Annotated in this window: 17 protein-coding genes and 1 pseudogene; 8 read left to right on the plus strand and 10 right to left on the minus strand. The window is 62.2% G+C overall.

Translation table 11 applies throughout. The features are described from left to right. Positions 1-18: 18 nt before the first annotated feature. Positions 19-1,446: a sodium:proton antiporter NhaD gene (nhaD, locus tag I6L38_RS09955; protein ID WP_216989507.1), complete on the minus strand. Its 1,428-nt coding sequence runs from the start codon at positions 1,444-1,446 to the stop codon at positions 19-21. A gap of 154 nt (positions 1,447-1,600) precedes the next feature. Next, positions 1,601-2,068: a DUF4357 domain-containing protein gene (locus tag I6L38_RS09960; RefSeq protein WP_005302024.1), complete on the minus strand. Its 468-nt coding sequence runs from the start codon at positions 2,066-2,068 to the stop codon at positions 1,601-1,603. Positions 2,069-2,243: 175 nt separating this feature from the next. Between I6L38_RS09960 and I6L38_RS09965 the strand changes: the two genes are divergently transcribed. The 4 genes from I6L38_RS09965 to I6L38_RS09980 all read left to right on the plus strand — a co-directional run bounded on the left by I6L38_RS09965 (position 2,244) and on the right by I6L38_RS09980 (position 8,298). Further along, entirely contained in the window at positions 2,244-2,924 is a 681-nt protein-coding gene (locus I6L38_RS09965) for an ABC transporter ATP-binding protein (protein ID WP_216989508.1), read from the plus strand. 21 nt (positions 2,925-2,945) lie between these two features. Then, complete coding sequence (locus tag I6L38_RS09970; protein WP_010633693.1) at positions 2,946-5,393, plus strand: FtsX-like permease family protein; 2,448 nt, start codon at positions 2,946-2,948, stop codon at positions 5,391-5,393. 185 nt (positions 5,394-5,578) lie between these two features. Next, positions 5,579-6,619, plus strand: a complete 1,041-nt coding sequence (locus I6L38_RS09975) for a lipocalin-like domain-containing protein (protein WP_010633692.1) — start codon at positions 5,579-5,581, stop codon at positions 6,617-6,619. 290 nt (positions 6,620-6,909) lie between these two features. Next, positions 6,910-8,298 (plus strand): hypothetical protein, encoded by a 1,389-nt coding sequence (locus I6L38_RS09980; protein WP_216989509.1) that lies wholly within the window; start codon positions 6,910-6,912, stop codon positions 8,296-8,298. A 362-nt stretch (positions 8,299-8,660) separates the two neighbouring features. Here the strand turns inward: I6L38_RS09980 and I6L38_RS09985 are convergent. From I6L38_RS09985 to I6L38_RS10010, 6 genes and pseudogenes are all read right to left on the minus strand, one after another. Further along, positions 8,661-8,988, minus strand: a pseudogene (locus tag I6L38_RS09985) (alpha/beta hydrolase); the annotation flags it as partial. A 171-nt stretch (positions 8,989-9,159) separates the two neighbouring features. Continuing rightward, complete coding sequence (locus I6L38_RS09990) at positions 9,160-11,967, minus strand: FAD-binding and (Fe-S)-binding domain-containing protein (RefSeq protein WP_216989510.1); 2,808 nt, start codon at positions 11,965-11,967, stop codon at positions 9,160-9,162. After that, entirely contained in the window at positions 11,967-12,611 is a 645-nt protein-coding gene (locus I6L38_RS09995) for an LUD domain-containing protein (RefSeq protein WP_216989511.1), read from the minus strand. The genes I6L38_RS09990 and I6L38_RS09995 overlap by 1 nt, the downstream gene beginning before the upstream one ends. Before the next feature lies 1 nt (position 12,612). Then, positions 12,613-14,049 (minus strand): LutB/LldF family L-lactate oxidation iron-sulfur protein, encoded by a 1,437-nt coding sequence (locus I6L38_RS10000; RefSeq protein WP_216989512.1) that lies wholly within the window; start codon positions 14,047-14,049, stop codon positions 12,613-12,615. After that, entirely contained in the window at positions 14,042-14,833 is a 792-nt protein-coding gene (locus I6L38_RS10005; protein WP_216989583.1) for a (Fe-S)-binding protein, read from the minus strand. The genes I6L38_RS10000 and I6L38_RS10005 overlap by 8 nt, the downstream gene beginning before the upstream one ends. 13 nt (positions 14,834-14,846) lie before the next feature. After that, on the minus strand, positions 14,847-16,544 hold the full coding sequence (locus tag I6L38_RS10010; protein ID WP_010633687.1) for an L-lactate permease: 1,698 nt from the start codon (positions 16,542-16,544) through the stop codon (positions 14,847-14,849). Between the two features lie 60 nt (positions 16,545-16,604). Between I6L38_RS10010 and I6L38_RS10015 the strand changes: the two genes are divergently transcribed. Beyond that, positions 16,605-17,582 (plus strand): LysR family transcriptional regulator, encoded by a 978-nt coding sequence (locus I6L38_RS10015; RefSeq protein WP_081588796.1) that lies wholly within the window; start codon positions 16,605-16,607, stop codon positions 17,580-17,582. 131 nt (positions 17,583-17,713) lie between these two features. On the opposite strand, the gene I6L38_RS10020 is transcribed toward I6L38_RS10015, so the two are convergent. Then, on the minus strand, positions 17,714-18,496 hold the full coding sequence (locus tag I6L38_RS10020) for an alpha/beta fold hydrolase (RefSeq protein WP_010633685.1): 783 nt from the start codon (positions 18,494-18,496) through the stop codon (positions 17,714-17,716). Positions 18,497-18,602: 106 nt separating this feature from the next. Here I6L38_RS10020 and I6L38_RS10025 point away from each other — a divergent pair, with 106 nt between their 5' ends. Genes I6L38_RS10025 through I6L38_RS10035 form a run of 3 tightly spaced genes read left to right on the plus strand, consistent with a single transcriptional unit; the run spans position 18,603 to position 19,835 of the window. Further along, positions 18,603-18,959: an MmcQ/YjbR family DNA-binding protein gene (locus I6L38_RS10025; RefSeq protein ID WP_005302071.1), complete on the plus strand. Its 357-nt coding sequence runs from the start codon at positions 18,603-18,605 to the stop codon at positions 18,957-18,959. Next, complete coding sequence (locus tag I6L38_RS10030) at positions 18,956-19,444, plus strand: GNAT family N-acetyltransferase (protein WP_010633684.1); 489 nt, start codon at positions 18,956-18,958, stop codon at positions 19,442-19,444. Before I6L38_RS10025 ends, I6L38_RS10030 begins: the two co-directional genes overlap by 4 nt. A gap of 55 nt (positions 19,445-19,499) precedes the next feature. Then, positions 19,500-19,835, plus strand: coding sequence for a DUF3802 family protein (locus tag I6L38_RS10035; protein ID WP_005302076.1), 336 nt, complete (start codon positions 19,500-19,502; stop codon positions 19,833-19,835). Positions 19,836-20,172: 337 nt separating this feature from the next. On the opposite strand, the gene msrA is transcribed toward I6L38_RS10035, so the two are convergent. Then, the gene (gene msrA, locus I6L38_RS10040; protein ID WP_005302079.1) at positions 20,173-20,805 is read right to left on the minus strand and encodes a peptide-methionine (S)-S-oxide reductase MsrA; all 633 of its coding nucleotides are present in this window, start codon (positions 20,803-20,805) and stop codon (positions 20,173-20,175) included. Positions 20,806-20,854: the final 49 nt, after the last annotated feature.

Raw genomic sequence — 20,854 nt, forward strand, 5'->3', positions numbered from 1 at the left:
CTCTCCATGATCACCCGCTCAGAACAGGGCGCTGTTGAGCCACAGGTGCGCCCCTATGCCGACCATATAGCCAAGCAGAATGGCGGGCAACCACTTGAGGTGACCGACGAAGGTGTACATGCCCCTCGCCTGCCCCATCAGGGCCACCCCGGCCGCCGAGCCGATGGAGAGCAAACTGCCCCCCACGCCGGTGGTCAGGGTCACCAGCAACCATTGCCCCGAGCTCATCTGCGGCTCCATGGAGAGGACCCCGTACATCACAGGGATGTTGTCGATAAGGGCGGAGAGCAGGCCGATGGCCACGTTGGCCAGGGTCGGATCCCCCTGGTAGAGCAGCTGGGAGGCGAGCGCCAGATAGCCCATGAAGCCGAGCCCGCCGACACACATCACCACCCCGTAGAAGAAGAGCAGGGTGTCCCACTCCGCCTTGGCTATCTTGTTGAACACATCGAACGGCACCATGGAGCCCAGGCGCAGCAGCCGGGCCTCGTCGCCGGTGCGCGCGTACAGCGCCCGCTCGCGGGCCAGGGTGACCGGCTGCGTCTTGCGCAGGTAGAAGCCGAAGAACTGCAAATAGCCGAGCCCCATCATCATGCCGAGCACGGGGGGCAGCGCCAGGAAGTGATGACAGGCGACCGCGGTCACTATGGTGAGCAGGAAGAGCAGCACTATGGTAAAGGCCCCGCGTCTGAGCACCACCCGCTCGTGGCTCATGGTAGGGACATGGCGTGGCACCATCAGGCTCATCAGGGTGGCCGGCACCAGGAAGTTGAGCAGGGCCGGCACGAACAGCAGCAGAAACTGCTCGAAGGGCACCTGGCCTGCCTGCCACACCATCAGGGTGGTGATGTCGCCAAAGGGGCTGAAGGCGCCGCCGGCATTGGCCGCCACCACGATATTGATGCAGGCCAGGTTGATGAAGCGGCGCTCCCCGTTGGCCACATGGAGCACTACGGTGCACATCAAGAGCGCCGTGGTGAGGTTGTCCACCACCGGGGAGATGAAGAAGGCGAGGATCCCCGTCAGCCAGAACAGCGAGCGCAGGCTGAGCCTGGTGCGTACCAGGCGGGCGCGCAGGGCGTCGAACAGCAGCCGGTCCTCCATGGCGTTGACATAGGTCATGGCCACCAGCAAGAAGAGCATCAGCTCGGCGTACGCCAGCAGCGTTTGGCGAAATCCCGCCACCGCCAGCGGGCTCTGCCCCTGTCCGGCATAGACGATACCGATGACGATCCAGATGATGCCGGCCGCCACCAGCACGGGCTTGGACTTGCGCAGCTTCAGGTACTCCTCCGCCATCACCAGGGCATAGGCCAGGGCGAAGATGGCCAGAGCAAAGAGGCCGGCGCCGGTGTGCGTCATGGGCAGAGGGCCGCCGTCGGCGAGCGCGGGGGCGCAGAAGAGGCCGAGGATGACCGAAGAAAACAGACGTGCAGATCCAGACATGGGGCCCCTCTCTTGGAAACCGTCTGGTTTTGAGGCTGGCAGTGGACAGGGAGGTCACCCCCTGCCCTCTCCCTGCTCGCGCCAGGCCCGGGTGGGCGAACGCTTGCATCAGGGGCGCGAGATCAGGCGGCGCTCCTTGCCCCTGCCATCAGGGTTATTTCTTGCCAAACCCCGAGCGTTTGAGGGTGTAGCCGGCACTGTTCTGCCAGGCATCCAGCCCGCTTCGGTTGTTGCCCGCCACCAGGCTCGCGGCCAGGCTCGGGCTGTTGAACAACTGATCGGCGGTAAAGACGAAGCCCCCTTCGCTGCGCGGGGCCAGGATCCCCTTGCCCAGCAGCTCCTGGCGCAGTTCGATCACCGCCTCGCGCAGGGAAGCCGCATCCTCACCGTTGGCGGTGGAGCCCGCCAGCACCATGAAGCCGGGATTCTGCCGCTTGCCCACCGGATAACCGTGGGCTTCGGCCCCCTTGCCGTTGAAGTGGTAAAGCTCGCGCTCGCCCGGCTTGTTGTCGGAGAGCGCCTTTTGCAGGGTCATCAGCTCGTTGTAAATCTCGATGGGGACCACGGCAGCCTGCTTGGCGCCCTTGCTGTCGACGATAAAACTGACTTGCTTGTGTAACATCCTTGCGCATCCTGTGACCCATGGAGGCCCCTATTCTAACCACCACAGGCGAGCGGGATCCAGCCAGGATCCTCACCTCTTTTGCAGCCTTGATCACTAACTGGCATAGTGGCACTCACCCTGAGGCGAGCCGAGGGCACGTAATGAAAGCCATTGGCCATCAACCGGTTATCCCATGCTGAATCTGCGCAATCTCGGCAAGAGCTTCGATAACGGCAGCGAACGGCTGCCGCTGTTTCACCACCTTGATCTGACCCTGGCGGCCGGCGAGATCACCCTGCTGCTTGGGCAGAGCGGCTGCGGCAAGTCGACCCTGCTGAACCTCATCGCCGGCCTCCTCCCCCCGGATGAGGGGGAGATCTGGCTGGGGGAGACCCGCCTTGACAACCAGTCACCGGACAAGCGGGCCCGCCTGCGCGGCCGCCATTTCGGCATCGTCTATCAGGACTTCAACCTGCTGCCGACCCTGACCGTGGCCGAGAACCTCGCCCTGCCCCTTGCCATCAACCAGCTTGCCCGCGATGAGACGCGCATTGACGGCCTGCTGGAGCGCCTCGATCTGGCCCACAAGCGCCACGCCTGGCCGGAGCAGCTCTCCGGCGGCCAGCGCCAGCGGGTGGCGCTGGCCCGCGCCCTCATTCACCAGCCCCAGTGGCTGCTCGCCGACGAGCCCACCGGCAGTCTCGATGAACACAACGCCGAGCAGGTGATGGCACTGATGATGACGGCGGTGCGGGGCACCGGCGCCGGCCTCTTGCTGGTGAGCCACAACCCAGCCTACAGCGCCCTTGCGGATCGGGTGCTGCGCCTCGAAGGGGGCCAGCTGGTCGAGCTCAAGGGGCGCCGCCATGACTGACGCCCGCCACGGAGGGCTGTGATGTTGCCGCTGCCGCTCAAGGCGCTGCTGCGCCTCTATCGCGCCCACCCCTGGCTGCTCTTGATGAGCCTGGTCGGGCTCACCCTGGGGGTCTCTTTGGTGGTGGCCATCGAGCTCTTGAACCACAGCGCCCGCACCAACTTCGTCGCCGCCCGCAGCCAGCTGGCGGGGGAAGCGAACTACCGGCTGGCGCCGGACGGCGGGCTGGACGAGCAGCTCTATGTGACGCTGGTGCGAAGCCAGCCGGACCTTGACGCCATGCCAGAGCTTCACGGCTGGCTCAAGGATGAGCAGGGGCGCAGTTTTCAGCTGCTGGGGATGGATCTGTTCAACCCCGGCCCCTTGCGCCGGCTGTTTGGCGCCGCGCCGGACAATAAGCCCACCTTCTCCCTCACCCGCGCCGACAGCATCTGGCTGGCCGCCCCCGAGGCCAAGCGCCTTGGCTGGCAACCGGGCCAGAGCCGGCGCTTCGTGCTGGGGGGCGCTGAAGGAGCGCCGCCCCGCCCGCTGACCCTCACCCTGGCCGGCACCTTCGAGCCCGGCGCCGTGCCCATGGAGCGGCTGCTGGTGACCGACATCGGCCTTGCCCAGCCGCTGCTGGGCAAGGAGGGGCGGCTCGATCGCATCGTCTTCAAGCTCAGCGAGGGCGAGGCCAATACCTTGCAAAGAGCCTTGCAGGCGGCCCTGCAATCCTATGCCCCCCATCAGCCCCTCTGGCTTGAGCCCATCAGCCCGGCCCTCGATGCCAGCCAGCTCGGCGATGCGCTGGCCCTCAACCTCACTGCGCTCTCCCTGCTCGCCATGGCGGTGGGATTGTTTTTGGTGTTCAACGCCCAGCGCTTCGTGCAGAGCGTGCGCCGCCCCCAGCTGGCCCAGCTCATCATCCTCGGCATGCCGCCACGCCGGCTGCTGCGCTGGCTGACCCTGGAGATCCTGATCCTCGCCAGCATCGGCACCCTGCTCGGGCTGCTGCTGGGGAGCCTGTTGGCCCTCGCCCTGATGGGGCAGCTCACCCAGGCACTGGCCGATCTCTATGGCCCCAACCCCATCGATCTGCTGCGCCTCTCCCCCGCCAGCCTTGGCAAGGCACTGGTCATTGGCCTTCTGGGCACGCTCGCCGCCAACCTGCCCGGCTGGTGGCAACTGCTGCGCCAATCCCCCCTTGAGCTGCGAGAAGGCAACAGCCGCCCGCCGGCTCATCCCTGGCAACGTCGGGGGCTCGCCATCGCCATCTTGCTGCTCTGCGCCCTGTGTCTATGGCGGCCAGAAACCGGGCTGGGCGGCGCCCTCTTCGTGGCCGGCGGCTGGCTGCTGGCCATGGCGCTCGCCCTGCCCGATGTGCTGCGCGCCGTGCTGGGCCGGCTGCGCCGACGCGAGCGCGGCCCCCTCAGCGCCCGGCTCGGGGTGGCCGAAACCCTCTATCACCTGGATCGCACCGCCATCGCGGTGATGGCGCTGCAACTGGCCATCGCCGCGGCCATCGGCATCGGCGTCATGGTGTCGAGCTTTCGCTCGAGCGTGGAGATCTGGCTCGGCCAGCGCCTGGCCGCCGATCTCTACGTCACCGCCCCCAAGGGGGTGGCCGGCAACAAGGGCTCATTGAGCGAGCAGACCCTCGACACCATCCTCGCCGCGCCGGACGTGCGCGCCGCCTCGCGCCGCTCGGTACACCCGGCCCGCTGGCAGGGGCAGCCCATCGAGTGGGCGCAGATGGACTTTATCCCCGAGCTTAAAGCCGCCTATCCGCTGCTGGCCGGGCGCTGGCCCGCCACCCCCGACGAGGTGCTGGCGAGCGAACCGCTGACGGTGCGCCTCGGGGTCAGGGTGGGCCAGCGCCTCGAAGTGAGCGGCGAGCAGGGGCCACGCACCTTCACCGTCACCGGCGTCTATCAGGATTACGGCAGCGACAAGGGGCAGATACTGCACGCCTTCGAAGGGGGCAAGGTGCAATCCCTTGCCCTCTTCAGCCCGGATCCCGAGCACCTTGGCGACAGGCTCAGGAGCCAGTTTGGCGAGCAGGTGAACCTGTTGCCCGCCCCCGCCATCCACGCCGCCGCCCTCAAGGTGTTCGATCAGACCTTTGTGGTGACCGAGCTATTGAAGTTGCTGATCCTGGGGATCGCCTTCGTCGGCATCGGCTCGGCCTTTATGGTGCTGGGGCTGGCCCGGCGCGGCGAGTTGCAGACCCTGCAGAGCCTTGGCTTGAGCCCCCGCCACTGCCGCCGGCTACTGGTGTGGCAGGGGGCGGGATTGGGGCTCCTCACCGCGCTGTTGGCCCTGCCGGTGGGCTATGGTCTTGCCTGGGTGCTGATTGAGGTGGTCAACCCCCGCGCCTTCGGCTGGCGGCTGGCCTTCGAGGCCGCCCCCTTGCACGCCGTCACGGCGCTCCTGCTCGCCCCCGTCTGTGGCGCGCTCGCCTCCTGGTACGCCGCAAGGAGAGTGGTATGAAATATCGGTTGGCGCACTGGCTCAGCCATGGCTTGACGTTCCCATTGACCAGATCCCTGTCACCGCCCTTGATTCAGCGCAGAGAAGCACAGAGAGCTGCCGCCAACCATCCCCTCTCCCTTCGGGAGAGGGTGAGGGTGAGGGAAATCTTGTCCTCTTTACGGACCCAGTGGCTCGCAGCCCTCTTGATCCCGCTTGTTGCCATAAGCGGCAACGCGCAGGCCAGCGATCTGGGGAGCATCCTTGGCGGCGGCAACGATCACTTCAAAAAGGCCCTGCCGGGTCAGTCCATCCGCCTGCCCGCGGATCACGGTGCCCACCCCGACTACCGCTCCGAGTGGTGGTATCTCACCGGCAACCTGAAAGACGAGCAGGGACGCGGCTACGGCATGCAGTGGACCCTGTTTCGCCAAGGCCTCGAGCAGGAGATAACATCCGACAACCCCTGGCTCACTCCCCAGCTCTGGCTGGCCCAGTTCGCCATCACGGACTTGAGCAAAGGCAGCCACCAGCAGGACGAGCGCACCAGCCGCCAGGGGCCTGGGCTCGCCGGTGCCGGCGGCGGCGAGTATTGGCTCAAGGAGTGGCGGCTTACCTCCCAAGGAAAATCCCTCTTTCCCGCCACTCTCAAGGTGCAGAGCAAGGCGGGGGATCTTGATTTGCAGGTGAGCGCCGCCAAGCCGGCGGTGCTGCAGGGCAAACAGGGTTACAGCGAGAAGAGCCCGGGCAACGCCTCCTTCTACTACTCCTACCCGCGTCTGACCATCAGCGGCACCTTGACCCTGGATGGCGAGACCCGCAACGTCAGCGGTGAGGGCTGGTTTGATCACGAATGGAGCAGCTCGGTATTGGCCGAGTGGCAATCGGGCTGGGACTGGTTTTCGCTGCAATTTGACGATGGCCGCGAGCTGATGCTGTTTCGCCTGCGCACCAAGGCGGGCCGCGCCGAGCCGGAGAACCGCTACGGCATCTTGATCGAACGGGACGGCAGCAGCCGGGTGCTGAGCCCTGAGCAGATCCGCCTCACCCCCGGCAAGACCTGGCGCGGCCCCAAGGGGCAGCCCTACCCCATCGAGTGGCAGCTGGAAGCCGGCGATATGAGGCTCACCATTGAGGCGCGCCAGCCCAATCAGGCCATGACGGGACGCTTTGACTACTGGGAGGGTGCGGTGTCCGTCTCGGGAGATGCCAAGGGCGTCGGCTATCTGGAGATGACGGGGTATTGAGACCTTGATATCAGAGCGGCTTCAAAAATTCATTCGAATTTCATGTACTGAGTAACTTTTTACTCAACAGAGTGACGAGTGCTTGATACCATCTCCAACCGAAACCTTTTCTGCTTTATCACATATGATTTCGGCCATCGGCTTGCAGAATTTCGGAAGAATTCGCGTAAGCTCGATTACATTCCGCCAGTCGGACCTACCGAGCGGAATTAACTCATTCGATAATGCATAAGACAAGCAGTCGAGCAATAAAGGAAAGGTAATAACTGAAATATCATCGAGGTTAATTCATGTCTTTTTTGAAAGATTTAATCGCCAGCTTATACAGTCATGTTGACACGAGAATAAACAACCCAGTATTAGGCACCTTTAGTGCTATATTCTTTATTATTAATTGGCATCAATTCACCATCCTTATATTTGGATCAGATAAAATTGAATCAAGAGTGGCACAATTCAAGTCTTTCATAGAAAACATAAGTCTTAATCAAATTTCATGCATTGCATTTCTCACCCTCTCATATCTATTAATACTACCATTAATTAATCATGCAATTGGATTCGTCCAAGGCCTAATAGAACATAAACGATACACTTCGAATATCTCACAAGAGGTAAAAAATGAAAGAGGCCGGTTAATTAATTCCAGATACAAGGCAGAACATCAAAATGAGATTGCAGCACAGGAAATTCTCGAAGAAATAGCTTTAAGCAACGAAAAAATCGAGCAACAAAAAATACTAACTGAAAGATTGAGCGACAGCTATAAATCAGCTAAGAGCATAATTCAATCCATGTATGAAAAATCTCAAGTAATAAGAGCCGAACTTGATAGAGCTCTGTTAGAGAAAGAAACTTACGCCCAAAAGCTATCTAGGGAAAATTTTATCAAAGAGCGTGAGAGGCTCTCATATGAAAGATTAAAACTCCAAGTTGAAGAGAAAAGGAAAATATCACAACTGACATTATCCTTTTACTTAATCAATGAACTTCACCTATCTTTGATTGCACACTCAATTAAAATATCTTTCTCTGGATTAGGCTCTATAATTGCTAGTTTGTTTGGATATGCATCATTTTCGAAACTACTTGAAGACGAAAATTTCGATTCCGAGTCGTTAGATTCTGTTAAGTACATAATTTATGATGAATCTTTAATTTCTCAGATAACATCTATATTGGAAAATGAAGAGCTTAGTGGCAGTGTCGATAGTTATACTGTATTTGAAAGTTTAGAAGTTATTTTTAGCTCTAAATTCGAAATAAAAATTCTCACAGAAGAAGAAACAGGTGAAAAAATACAAGAAACACTGGAGACAGGGAATGAATTGTATGATTTAACAAATTATGATGAGGTAAGTTCCAGCATGGCTGAAACCAATGCTTTTTTTGATTCCGTAGAAGATTTACAAGTTATTACTTCTTCTCTAGAAGAGAATTATTTTGACGTAGAGTTTGAATGTGTTTTAACTGGAACCACTCATGAAGACAAGCCTTTCTGTGGTGACAAAATAAACATTTCCTTTATAAGTAGAAGCGAGGTTATATTAGGAAAGAACGCTCTGGGAGACTCAACAATTGAAGAGGTGAATAGTTCGGTTAAAGACTATTATGAAGATGATGACTACATTGAACATAGTGCGGACGATTCATCAAGCCAGCAAGAGTTTGAATTTTGAAACCAGCAAACTGCACTACTCCACTCACCTTCAGATAGATATACCCTTCTATATACCCCCTTCGGCGAGAACTCGCTCTGGCCGAGGGGGGTATTTATTTCCCCACATGTTTTACCAGATACAAGATATTGTGATAGGGAATCGCAGTTAATCCCATCTCGCAGGCACGGCTATTGCTGAACCCCTAGCGGCAATCAGCAAGCACCTGGGCAGACTAGAGAGTGTCTCAGCGTTAATCCGGCATCTCGCAGGCAAGACAGACACGCCGAACAGGCCCCAAAATGGGCACGATGGAGTGGCTTGAAAGAAGAACCGAGCCAAGCATTAAGCGCGGACACATGCCTGCGTTGAGATAAACGCCACGACTGCCGGTTAAAGTGATCTAGCTGCTCAACACTACAGACATGGCCGCACCGGTGCCAGAAACATATGATCCTCCTGCCCCATCACATAGAGGGTCGGGATCGGCAGCATCCGCTCCTTGAAGTAGCGCATCAGAGGGTTGACCTCGGTGGCGAGGCGGAACCAGCGTTTGAACTCCTTCTGGCAGAGTTTGCGGGCCTCGCGCACAAAAAGGTTGCGCGACTCCTGATGGTGCAGGCTCGGCATGATGATGAAGGCAAACAGCCAATAGAGCTACATATAGGGCAGGAAATGCTGGCCTAGTTGGCCCAGCAGCACCAACACCCGCGGTAACTGTTCACCGGCAGTGGTTTGACGTACACAATTCGGCAGGGATGGGATAATCCGTTTTATCTATGCAGGCTCTGACAATGGCGCGCAGCCACTTCTGGGGACAACGCCCCAGGCGTTTGGCGTATCCAACAACGGCAGGATATTTATCCTGCCGTTGTTGTTTTCCTATCTCGCCGCCTGATCCACCAGATAGAGGATGCTGTGATAGTGAATGCCGGCGTGCTGGCTGAGCCCCATTTCGCAGGTGCGGCTGTTGCTGAAACCCTGACGGCAATCGCTGGGCACTTGAGCTGGCAGGCTGGCGAGGGCGGCGGCGTTGAGCTCCGGGGTCATCAGCCCCTTGTCGCCGGCAAAGCCGCAGCACTGGATATGCTCAGGCACGATCACCTCGCGGGCACAGGCGCGGGCGACGCTGAGCATCGCCTCCCCCAGCCCCATGCGCCGGCTGCTGCAGGTGATATGGAGCATGACGGTCTCATCAATGGGGGTCAGCTCAAGGTGGGGCCGCAGGTGTTCCAGCACAAAGGCGGAGGGCTCGAACACCCGAAGGCCCTTGCCGAGCGCCCCCGAGAGCAGTCGCTGCACGCAGGGGCTGGTGTCGAGCAGCACGGGCCAGCGCCCCTGCTCGCTTGCCTGCCACAGGGCCTCGGCCAGCTCAGTACGCTTGGCTTCCGCTACCTCACTCATCCCCTTGCTGTCATAGGGCATGCCGCAGCAGAGCCCCTCAACTCTCGCCGGCACTATGACCCGGCAACCCGCCTTACGGAGCAGGGATAACACCACGTCCGGCAGTGACGGGGCATCCTCCTGCTGGCCAAATACCCGGCTCGCGCAGGACGGCAGATAAACCACGGCGCGATCCCCTCCAATGTCCTCGCTGGATCCGCCATGGCTCCCCTCCCCTTGCGGCCACTGGTAGCGGCTCGGCCCCGGCAGTGTGGGCAGCCATGCGGGGGTACGCTGGCCGCTCAGATGGCGAACCCCGTTCACCAGCCCTGCCAACGCTTTCTCTCCCAATAGCTTGCCGGCAATGCCCTTGAGCCCGAGGGCACTGCGCGCCGTGCGGGTGACGCCGGCGAAGTGATCGGCGCTCCAGCGGGCGATGGGCACGAATCGCCGGTACTTGTCAGCGCGCAACTTCTTGATAAGGCTGCCGGTGTTGATGCCCACCGGGCAGCGATCGGCGCAGAGCCCGGTGGCGGCGCAGGTGTCGATGCCCTGATAGTCAAACAGCCGGGCCAGCTGGTTGGAGGGCTCATCGGCACGATTGCGGCGGGCCAGTTCGCGATAGAGCACGATGCGCTGGCGCGGCGAGAGCGACAGGGTGCGCGAGGGGCAGACCGCCTCGCAAAAGCCGCATTCGATGCACGGATCGACGATGGCATCGCTCGCCGGCATGGGCTTGAGGTAGGTCAGGTGGGCCTTGGGGTCGTCGTTGATGATGACACCGGGATTGAGCAGGCCACCCGGGTCGAGCAGCGCCTTGATGCGGCGCATCAGCGCCATCCCCTCCGGCCCCCATTCCAGCTCCACATAGGGGGCCATGTTGCGGCCGGTGCCGTGCTCGGCCTTGAGCGACCCGCCAAAGCGCACGGCGACGAGTTCCGCCACCGCATCCATAAAGGCGCCGTAGCGGGCCACCTGGGCCGGATCGTCAAAGCCCTGGGTAAAGACGAAGTGCAGGTTCCCCTCCAGCGCGTGGCCGAAGATGATGGCTTCACCGTATTCGAAGCGATCGAACAGGGCTTGCAGCCCTGCCACCCCTTCAGCCAGACGCTCGATGGGAAAGGCGACATCCTCGATGATGACGGTGGTGCCAGTGGTGCGCACCGCCCCCACCGCCGGGAAGAGCCCCTTGCGAATGGCCCAGAGCCCGGCGCTATCGGTAGTAAAAGGCACAGAGGCGACCTGGGCGAACTCGGCGGCCATGGCCGTCACCTGCTCGCAGCGAGCCACCAGCTCTTCTTTCGATTCCCCATGCACCTCGACAAGCAGGGCGCAGGCGGCCAGGTCCAGATCCTTGATAAAGTCCGGCAGGCCGGGCTTGCCCGCGACCGAACGAAGGGATCGCCCATCCATCAGCTCCACCGCCGCCACCGGGGCGCTTTTAAGGCGCGAGGTGGCCAGACACGCCTGCTCGGCGTCCCGAAACACCAGCAGGGCCGAGGCCTTGTGGGGGTATTCGGGCACGGTGTCGAGCACCACCTCGGCGATAAAGCCGAGGGACCCCTCCGAGCCGATCATCAGGTGGGTGAGGATATCGATAGGGTCCTCATGGTCGAGCAGGGCATTGATGGCGTAGCCGGTGGTGTTCTTGAGCCGGTACTTGTGGCGAATTTTCGCGGCAAGCTCGGCGTTCGCCAGCACCTTGGCGCGCAGGGCAGCGAGCCCCGTGAGCAGCTCCGGGCGCTTGGCCGCAAAGGCGGCGCGGCTGTGGGGATCGCCGCTGTCCAGCACGGTGCCATCGGCCAACAGCAGGGTCATGGCGTGCAAGGTGTGATAGCTGTTGTGGGCGGTGCCGCAGCACATCCCGCTCGCGTTGTTGGCGGCGATGCCGCCAAGCTTGCAGGCGTTGATGGAGGCGGGATCCGGCCCAATCTTGCGCCCCAGAGGCGCCAGATAGCGGTTGGCATCGGCGCCGATCACCCCGGGTTGCAGGGCAATGCGGGCGCCCTCGTCCAGAATGCGGTGGCCGCGCCAGCTGTCGGTCAGGGTGATGAGCACCGAATCGCTCAGGGCCTGACCCGAGAGGCTGGTACCGGCGGCGCGAAAAGTGCACGGCAGGTTCAGCTCGCGGCACACCCCGAGCACAAAGCGCACTTCATCGAGGGAGTCGAGGCGCACGATGCGCTCTGGCACCAACCGGTAGAAGCTGGCGTCCGTGCCGTGGGCGAGGCGCAGATCCGGGTCGCTCACCAGCCGCTCCGGCGGGATGTGCTCAAGCACGGCGGCGTCAAATTGGTTCCAACACATCAGCAATCCTCCACCAGCACCACCAAGAGGCGGCTCGGGCCGTGGGCGCCGTAGGCCAGGGTCTGCTGGATGTCGGCGGTCTTGGAGGGGCCGGAGACCAGCAGCAGGTTGGTGGGCATGGCCTGCTGCCAGCGCCCGGCCGCCACCAGCCCTGCCAGGTTGTCGGCGATGGTGGAGGCCGCCAGCAGGGCGATATGGCAGGGGGGGACCAGGGATAAGGTGCGCGGCTCGCCGCCATCGGGTAGCAACACCAGCGTCCCGGTATCGGCGATGGCCCCCGCGCAGTGGGTGATCCCCGCCTGACAAACGTCAAACAGCTCGTCTTTCCAGCCGGCGAACTCCCCCGCCGGGGTCAACACAGAGCGCCCGGCGCAGGCGGCCGTGACCGCCGCCTGCCAGCGGCCGCACTGGCCACAGGCCAGATGCGTAATTGCTTCCCCATCCAGCCAGGCAGTCAGATCCCGGGCAAGATGTGCCTCCTTGACGGTGAGGATCTCGGCGTGGCTGGCGGTGATCATGCCAAGGAAACGCTCGCGCCGCGCCTGTTCATCCTCCCCGCGCCAGGGCTGCCAGCCATGGGGGGCGTGGGCAATGGGGGTGGCGGCGCCGCGCAGGCGGCTTAATATGGCCTCTTTGCTCGACATCTCAGGACTCCTTCTTCTTCTGGCGCAGCAGGGCGTGCAGGCTCTGGGGGGCGGGTTTGGGGGCTTCGCGGCACTGGGTCCAGGGGCCCAGATGTTTAGGCATCAAGCCCCGCAGGCGACCGGCCACCCCGGTTGCGGCGTGATAGAGGCGCGGGTGGGTGGCGGCAAAAGCAAAGCCCTGCATGGCAAGCGTCTCTAGCCGGCTCCTGGCCGCCCCCTGCCCCGCCAGCGGTTCGTGGCCGGGCTCTGCGTCGTGCTTGGCCTCCCGGCGCAAGCGCTGCAACAGGTCGGGAATGGGGATGCGCACCGGGCACACCTCGCCACAGGCGCCGCACAGGCTCGACGCAGTCACCAGATCGCTCGTGCTTTCCAGCCCCAGCAGGTGGGGGGAAATTATCTTGCCGATGGGGCCCGGGTAGATGGTGCCGTAGGCGTGACCGCCGATGCGGGTGTAGACCGGACAGTGGTTCATGCAGGCGCCGCAGCGGATGCACTGCAGGGTCTTGCGCAGCTCCTCGTCCCGGTAAGCCTGGCTGCGGCCGTTGTCGAGCAGCACCAGGTGCACCTCGTCCGGGCCGTCCAGCTCCCCTGCCCGGCGCGGGCCGCTGATGACGTTGAAGTAGGTGGTGATGGCCTGACCGGTGGCCGAACGGGTCAGGGCGCTGTAAAGGGGCGGCACATCGGATAAAAATTCCACTACCTTCTCAATGCCGGTGATGGCCACGTGCACTTTCGGTACCGTGGTGCACATGCGCCCGTTGCCCTCGTTCTCGACGAGGCACAGGCTGCCAGTCTCGGCCACCGCGAAGTTGACGCCCGACAGCCCCATGCCGGCACGGCGAAACTCTTCGCGAAGGGCCCGCCGCCCGGTCTGGATCAGGGCGTCCACATCGGTGGTGGGGGTGAAGCCTTCCAGGTTGCTTGCGAAGGTGTCGCTCACCTCCTGCTTGTTCTTGTGGATGGCGGGCATGATGATGTGGGACGGGGTGTCGCCGTCGAGCTGGACGATAAACTCCCCCATGTCGCTCTCAAGGCAGCGGATGCCGTGACGCGCCATCTCGTGGTTGAAGCCCACCTCCTCGCTCACCATGGACTTGCCCTTGACGATGCTGCTCACCCCATGTTGCTGGGCGATCTTCAGAATGATGGCGTTGGCTTCGGCCGGCGTCTGGGCCCAGTGCACCCGGATGCCGTTGCGCTCGCAGTTGGCTTCGAGCTGCTCCAGAAGCTCCGGCAGGCGCGAGAGGCAGCGCTGGCGGACCTGCTCAGCCGCATCGCGCACCGATTCTTCTTCGGCCGGGTCTGCGAAGGCGTCCCGGCGCTTGGAGCGCAGATAATCCATGGCGCCGCGAAAATTCTGGCGCAGCACGGGGTCGGCCAGGGCCGCCTCGGCCTGGGGATGGAAGCGGCGCGGCGAATACTTGGCGTGATCACTCATGATGGGCCCCCTGTTTTGGCTCTTGCAAGCACTGAGCCACCGGCTCGCTATGGGCGAGCAGGAAGCTGGCCAGATGGGTGGCGGGCAAGATTTTGCCCTGATAGGCCAGGGATCCCTTGATGTTCAGGAGGCACCCCCAGTCGGCGCTCACCAGGGTATCGGCGCCGGTGGCCAGCAGGTGGCGGGTCTTGTCTTCGACCATGGCCTGGCTGATGTGGGGATGGCGCACCGAGAAGGTGCCGCCAAAACCGCAGCACTCGCTCTCGTAGGCTTGCTCGTTCAGGGTGACCCCCTCGAGCTGCCCCAGCAGGCTGCGAGCCGTAGTGTGCACCTGCATCTCGCGCCGGGCCGAGCAGGAGGTATGCATGACGATGCTCGCCCTCCCCACCCCGTGCCAGCGCACCCGGCAGACCCGGGCCAGAAACTCGGTGAGCTCGAACACCCGCTCGCAAAAATCGGCCACCTCGGGGCTCTCCGGGAAGAGGCGAGCATAGTGATGGTGCATCATGCCGCCGCAGGAGCCCGACAGCACCACCACCGGCCAGGGCTCGGGGAAGAGCGCCATCTGGCTTTGGGCCACCTTGCGCGCCTCCTCCTCGTGACCCGAGGTGTAGGCCGGCTGCCCGCAGCAGGTCTGTTTCTCGACAAAGTGCACCCTTATCCCTTCCCGCTCGATCAGGGCGATGGCATCGAGCCCCGCCACCGGGTCGAACAGGTCCACCAGACAGGTGGCGTAGAGATAGACATCGGCCGGCTTGGCCGGATAGACCCGCATTACCTTCATCACTTGCTCTCCTTTACTTCAACTGCAGCAGTGCGTCCGAGACGTGGAAGCTGTACATGAGCGCCAACCCGATAAGGCCGGTGGCCAGCAGGTAGTAGAGGGTCGGCAGCGCGGTCTTGCGCAGCGTCGCCCCCTCGCGGCCGAGCAGCCCCACGGTGGCCGAGGCCGCCACCACGTTGTGAATGGCGATCATGTTGCCGGCCGCCGCACCCACGGCTTGCAGCGCCAGCATGGCGGCGGTGGAGACGCCGAGGGTCTGGGCCACCTCGAACTGGAACTGGCTGAACATCATGTTCGACACCGTGTTGGAGCCGGCGATAAAGGCCCCCAGCGCGCCTATGGTGGCGCTGAGCGCCGGGAAGAACTCCCCGACCAGCCCTGCGGCAAAATTCGCGGTGGTCACCGGCATGCTGGCGAGATCCGCCCCGTTGACGCCGGAGTTGATGAAGATGCGCACCATGGGCACGGTGAAAATCAGCACGAAGCCGGCGCCGATCAGGGTGCGGCTCGACTCGCTCACGGCGCGGCCGAGAGGCGCCAGGGCGCGGGCCTGAATGAGGGTGGCGAGCAGGGCGCAGAACACCAGCAGGCCCCCCGGCAGGTAGAGCGGCTCAATCGACGCGCTCACGCCCTTCTCCCCCAAGAGGTCTGTGAAGGCGAGGCTCACCGACAGGAGGCTGGCCTTGAATTCCGGGCTCACCCGGCTCGCCACCAGCAGGAGCGCCAGCGCCACATAGGGGAGCCAGGCCAGCAGCAGGGACATGGGGCGGCCGGCGGCCTCTTTGAGATCGAGCTTGAGGGATCCCAGCCACTCGGCGGGCCACTCCTGCTCGGGAGCAAAATCCCAGCTGTTTTTTGGCACCAGAAAACCGGCCCGCGCCGCCGTCACCACCAGGGCCAGTCCCACCAGGCCGCCAATGAGGGACGGGAACTCGGGGCCAAGCAGCATGCCGGTCAGAGCGTAGGGTACGGTGAAGGCAAGCCCAGCGAAAATCGCGAACGGCAGGATGGATAGCCCCTCGGTCCAGCTGCGATTGCGGCCAAAGAAGCGGGTCAGCATCATCACCATCAGCACCGGCATCAGGGTGCCGACGGTGGCGTGAATGAGGGCCACGTTGGTGGTCACCTGCTGCAGGTAGATGTCCCAGCTGCTGCCGCCGGCGCTCAGGGTGTGGCCGATGGCCTGGTTATCCAGCCCCTTGTTGATGCCCACCAGGATGGGGGTACCCACCGCACCGAACGACACCGGGGTGGACTGGATCATCATGCCGAGCAGCACGGCGGCGAGCGCCGGAAAACCGATGGCCACCAGCAGGGGGGCGGCGATGGCGGCCGGGGTGCCAAACCCCGAGGCTCCCTCGATAAAGGCGCCGAAGCACCAGGCGATGATGATGGCCTGGATACGCCGGTCCGGCGAGATGTTGGTAAAGCCGCCGCGAATGGCGGTGATGGCACCTGTGTGTTTCAGGGTGTTGAGCATCAGGATGGCGCCGAACACGATCCAGAGCACGGTCACCGTGATGATGAGCCCCTGCAGGCTGGAGGCGAGCACCCGGGTCGGGCTCATCTGCCAGCCCCACAGGGCGATGAATACGGTCAGGATAAAGGCGATGGGCATGGCGCGCTTGGCGGGCCAGTTGAGACCGACCAGCAGCACGGCGGCCACCACGATCGGCGAGAAGGCCACCAGGGCCAACAGGGTGTCTGTCATCATTGCGTCCTTGTCCGAGCGGTGCAGAGGCGCACCTTGTTGTTGTTTTGTTAAGCGGACGTGACCTTACCCTGTTCTTTTTTCGCGATATATGGAAATAATGAACAACATTCGTTCCAAAAATCGATAAATATGGCCAGTACCGACGACCTCATTCTCTTCGCCCAGGTGGTGGAGGCCGGCTCCTTCAGCAAGGTGGCCGAACAAAATTCCCTGACAAATTCAGTGGTTAGCAAGCGGATCGGGCGTCTGGAAGAAGAGCTCGGGGTGCAGCTGCTCTATCGCACCACCCGCCGGCTCACCCTGAGTGAGGCGGGCAAGGAGCTCTATCAGGGTGCCAAAAATGTGAAGGCCGCCGCACTGGACGCCTTCGATGCGGTGGCAGGATTCGGTGAAAAGGTGAGCGGGCATGTGCGGATGTCGGTGCCCACCATCTCCGGCGAGCTACTGCTGGCCGATGCGGTGGCCGATTTTTGCCAGCAGCACCCGGGGCTCACGGTGGAGATGTCGCTGGAGAATCGCTTCGTCAACCTGGTGGAAGAGGGGTTCGACCTGGTCATTCGCACCGGCTATCTGGATGATTCGAGCCTGATTGCCCGCCACATTCTCGACTCCCAGTGGGTGATCTGCGCCGCCCCCGCCTACGTGCGCCGCTTCGGGGCGCCGCGCGAGCCGTCGGATTTGCTCACCCACAACTGCCTGCGCTACGCCTACCAGAGCACGGGGGCCTCGGAGTGGGCCTTCAAGGGGGAAGAGGGCAACTATCTGCTGTCGGTGTCGGGCAGTTTTTGCACCGACAACGCTGGCGCCCTGCGCAAGGCGGCACTGGGGGGGCGCGGCATCGTCTATGTGCCGCGCTGCCTGGTCTATCACGATCTGATGAATGGCGAGCTGGTGGATCTCTTCCCCGATCAGGTAGGCAAGAAGCTCGGGATCTACGCCGTCTACCCCTTCACCCGCCAGCCGCCGCGCAAGATCCGGCTGCTCATCGAGCACATCCGCCAGCGCTACCTCGATATCGCCCACTACTTCGGCTAGCGAGGATGGCGGTCATCCTATGTCAACGCGGGGCTTTTTGAGTCGGGCGGCAGCGTTACCTAACATGGCCTCCCCTTCAGCGCGCTGGCTCAAGCCACCAGGGTCGCCTCAAGCAGGCGGTTGGCGCAGGCTCAGACGGGTTGGGCGGTGAGAAAGGCCAGCGACTGGCGGTTGAAGTGCTCGGGCCGCTCCACGTTGCAGACGTGGCCGCAGCCGTCGATGATCTCGAGCCGGCTGTAAGGGTCGCGCGCCACCTGCTCGCGCACCGGCGCCAGGAACATGTGATCCTCCTCCCCCATCACATAGAGGGTTGGAATGGGCAGGGCCCGCTCCTTGAAGTAGCGCATCAGGGGGTTCACCTCGGTGGCGAGGCGAAACCAGCGCTTGAACTCTTTCTGACAGAGCTTGCGCGCCTCGCGCACGAACAGGTTGCGTGATTCCTGATGGTGCTGGCGCGGCATGATGATGAAGGCAAACAGCCGGTAGAGCCACATGTAGGGCAGGATGTGCTGGCCGAGGCGACCAAGCTGCACCAGCACCCGCGAGCGGATGTCGAGCCGCAAAATGGCGCCGCCCAGCACCATGCTCTTGACCCGCTCAGGACAAAGCTCCGCCAGATGGCGAATGAGGATGGTGCCAAGGGAGATGCCGACGAAGTGGGCGCGGCGAATGTTGAGGTGATCGAGCAGTTGCAGGATATCCTCGGTCACCGCCCGAAAGCTGTAGTGACCCTTGATCACCTGCTGCAGCTTGTGGGACTGGCCGTGGCCGCGCAAGTCCAGCAGCAGCACGTTGAAGTGTTCGCGATAGGCGCGCAGCTGCTTGAACCAGATGGAGGAGCTGCCGCCTGCCCCGTGTACGAAGACTACCCAATCCCGCTCGGGACCCAGCTCGAAGGTCTTGTGATACAGCATCTTGCGACTCCCTCATCGACGGCATTGGGGTATAGTAGGCGCGCATCTTAGCAGATTTTTTCACCCGACTAATACGTTTGCACCGCAAGCGGCCAGGAGCATGACCATGGAGTTGACCCGTTTGAGATCCTTTCTGCTGACCCTGCCGGGCGCTCAGGAGGATACCCCCTTCGGCCCAGAGATCCTGGTCTATCGCATCGCCGGCAAGATGTTTGCCCTGCTGGACTGGCAGGCCGAACCGCTGCGGCTGAACCTCAAGTGCGAGCCCGAGCTGGCCCTGCTGCTGCGCGAACTGCACCCCGAGGTCAAACCGGGCTGGCACATGAACAAGCAACACTGGAACACGGTCACCTTCAGCGACGACCTGGCCGACGATCTCTGGCAGGGCTGGGTGCATCACTCCTACGAGCGGGTGGTGGCCGGTCTGCCCAAGGCCAAGCGCCCGCAGGCACCCCAGCGATGAGCCCCGCCATGGCGGCAGAGCCCAGGCTCGTCCAGCTGAACGAGCAGCACATCCCCGCCCTTTGCACCCTGTTCGAGCAGTCGGTGCGAAGGATAGGCCCACAGCACTACAGCCCGGAGCAGGTGGAGCAGTGGGCCCTCGGCGCCCGTCATCCCGGCTTTGTCGGCCAGTTGCGCGAGCACCACGGCTGGGTGCTGGAGCAAAGCGGCGAGCCGCTCGGTTTCGTCACCCTGAGCCAGGATGGTCACCTCAGCCTGCTCTATGTGAGCGCCGATCACCCGCGCCTTGGCTATGGCGGCCTGCTGCTGGCCGCGGCCCTCGCCGAGGCGCAACGACTCGGACTCAAACAGCTGACGACGGAGGCCAGCGCCTTCAGCTATGGGCTATTTTTACGGTATGGCTTTGAGCTGACCGGATTGGAGAGCGTGGAGCGCGGCGGCGTCGGTTTTATCCGTTATCGCCTGCACTGTCGCTTGCCAAGCTAGGTCCAGCCACTAAAATACGCACAGTTTTTCCGTATTGTTGAGGATTGAGGCCGCCATGGTTGTAGAAAGCGAAGGCTATATCGCCCTGATTGAGTATCTGGTGGAGAGTCTGGGACTGTTTGAAACCCAGCAACAGAGCAGTGGTGAACAGACCATCGAAGATCTGGTGAGCAGCCGGGTGGCCGGCAACCTGATGGCCATCTGCGAGCAGAATCCGCAACTCGATCCCAAGTTGCGCTTCGTGATCATGCAGGAAGCCGATGCGGTGGTGGCCGATCTGGAGGAGGTGCTCTCTGCCGTCTGGCTGCGCGCCCCGACCCCGGAGCAGAAAGCCTTCCTCGAAGAGTTCATCGATCTCATCAAGAACCTGTTTGACGGCGCCATCAGCTGAGCGCCATGGCGAACGTTCGCGTCGCCACTCCCCCACCATTTATCGCACCGCAGAAATGAAAAGGGCCGCCTTCATTGGCAGCCCTGCTTGCTAGCATTTCAACTCATCAAGTTTTTCAATGACTTTTATGAATTTCGAGGCAAGAAATGTGTCTGGTCTTGGCCGCCGTCCATGGTGGCTACCAAGTTGGGCAAGCCTGGTTCAAATAAGTTCCTTTCCATGACACATTTTTTTATGATTTTTTTCACTCTCCTGACAAAGCCCGATAAAAAGGCCGCAAAGGCGGCCTTTTTCTTTTCACAAACAATGACGAGTCACAGATACCCGTCATCTTGCCCTAACGGTTGAGGCTCGGTGGCAGGCAGACGCCGATGCCACCCAGGCCGCAATACCCGTCCGGATTCTTCTCCAGATATTGCTGATGGTAATCCTCGGCGTAATAGAAGGGGGCCAGCGGCAGAATGCGGGTGGTGATGGCGCGGCCGTCGCCGCTGGCCAGCATCGCCTGCTGATAGGCGGCCAGACTCTGCTGGGCAATCGCCTCCTGGGTGTCGTCCCCGAAGAAGATGACAGAGCGGTACTGGGTGCCTATGTCGCCGCCCTGGCGCATCCCCTGGGCCGGATCGTGCTGCTCCCAGAACAGCTTGAGCAGATCGCCGTAACTGATCACCTTGGGATCAAACACCACCTGTACCGTCTCGGCATGGCCGGTCAATCCGCTGCACACCTCCTTGTAGGTGGGATTCTGGGTCACCCCCCCCTGATAGCCAGCGGCGGTGGAGTAGACCCCTGGCTGTTGCCAGAACAGGCGCTCCACACCCCAGAAGCAGCCCATGCCAAACCAGGCCACCGCCATCCCTTCAGGCCAGGGGCCCTGAGTCGGGTGACCATTGACCGCATGCTGCTGGCCAATCACCATCGCCTCGCGGCGTCCCGGCAGCGCGTCTGCCGGCGAAATAATCTGTTCCATGCACCCTGTCCTTGTATAAAAACCTGTGCAACCGCACAGCTGACGAAAA

The organism is Aeromonas sp. FDAARGOS 1408 (genome assembly GCF_019048665.1).
Taxonomy (GTDB): Bacteria; Pseudomonadota; Gammaproteobacteria; order Enterobacterales; family Aeromonadaceae; genus Aeromonas; species Aeromonas dhakensis.

Excerpts from the sequence above, each read along its gene's own strand:
- nhaD (WP_216989507.1), bottom strand. The coding sequence starts at position 1,446 with ATGTCTGGATCTGCACGTCTGTTTTCTTCGGTCATCCTCGGCCTCTTC.
- I6L38_RS09960 (WP_005302024.1), bottom strand. The coding sequence starts at position 2,068 with ATGTTACACAAGCAAGTCAGTTTTATCGTCGACAGCAAGGGCGCCAAG.
- I6L38_RS09965 (WP_216989508.1), top strand. The coding sequence starts at position 2,244 with ATGCTGAATCTGCGCAATCTCGGCAAGAGCTTCGATAACGGCAGCGAA.
- I6L38_RS09970 (WP_010633693.1), top strand. The coding sequence starts at position 2,946 with ATGTTGCCGCTGCCGCTCAAGGCGCTGCTGCGCCTCTATCGCGCCCAC.
- I6L38_RS09980 (WP_216989509.1), top strand. The coding sequence starts at position 6,910 with ATGTCTTTTTTGAAAGATTTAATCGCCAGCTTATACAGTCATGTTGAC.
- I6L38_RS09990 (WP_216989510.1), bottom strand. The coding sequence starts at position 11,967 with ATGTGTTGGAACCAATTTGACGCCGCCGTGCTTGAGCACATCCCGCCG.
- I6L38_RS09995 (WP_216989511.1), bottom strand. The coding sequence starts at position 12,611 with ATGTCGAGCAAAGAGGCCATATTAAGCCGCCTGCGCGGCGCCGCCACC.
- I6L38_RS10000 (WP_216989512.1), bottom strand. The coding sequence starts at position 14,049 with ATGAGTGATCACGCCAAGTATTCGCCGCGCCGCTTCCATCCCCAGGCC.
- I6L38_RS10005 (WP_216989583.1), bottom strand. The coding sequence starts at position 14,833 with ATGAAGGTAATGCGGGTCTATCCGGCCAAGCCGGCCGATGTCTATCTC.
- I6L38_RS10010 (WP_010633687.1), bottom strand. The coding sequence starts at position 16,544 with ATGACAGACACCCTGTTGGCCCTGGTGGCCTTCTCGCCGATCGTGGTG.
- I6L38_RS10020 (WP_010633685.1), bottom strand. The coding sequence starts at position 18,496 with ATGCTGTATCACAAGACCTTCGAGCTGGGTCCCGAGCGGGATTGGGTA.
- I6L38_RS10025 (WP_005302071.1), top strand. The coding sequence starts at position 18,603 with ATGGAGTTGACCCGTTTGAGATCCTTTCTGCTGACCCTGCCGGGCGCT.
- I6L38_RS10030 (WP_010633684.1), top strand. The coding sequence starts at position 18,956 with ATGAGCCCCGCCATGGCGGCAGAGCCCAGGCTCGTCCAGCTGAACGAG.
- I6L38_RS10035 (WP_005302076.1), top strand. The coding sequence starts at position 19,500 with ATGGTTGTAGAAAGCGAAGGCTATATCGCCCTGATTGAGTATCTGGTG.
- msrA (WP_005302079.1), bottom strand. The coding sequence starts at position 20,805 with ATGGAACAGATTATTTCGCCGGCAGACGCGCTGCCGGGACGCCGCGAG.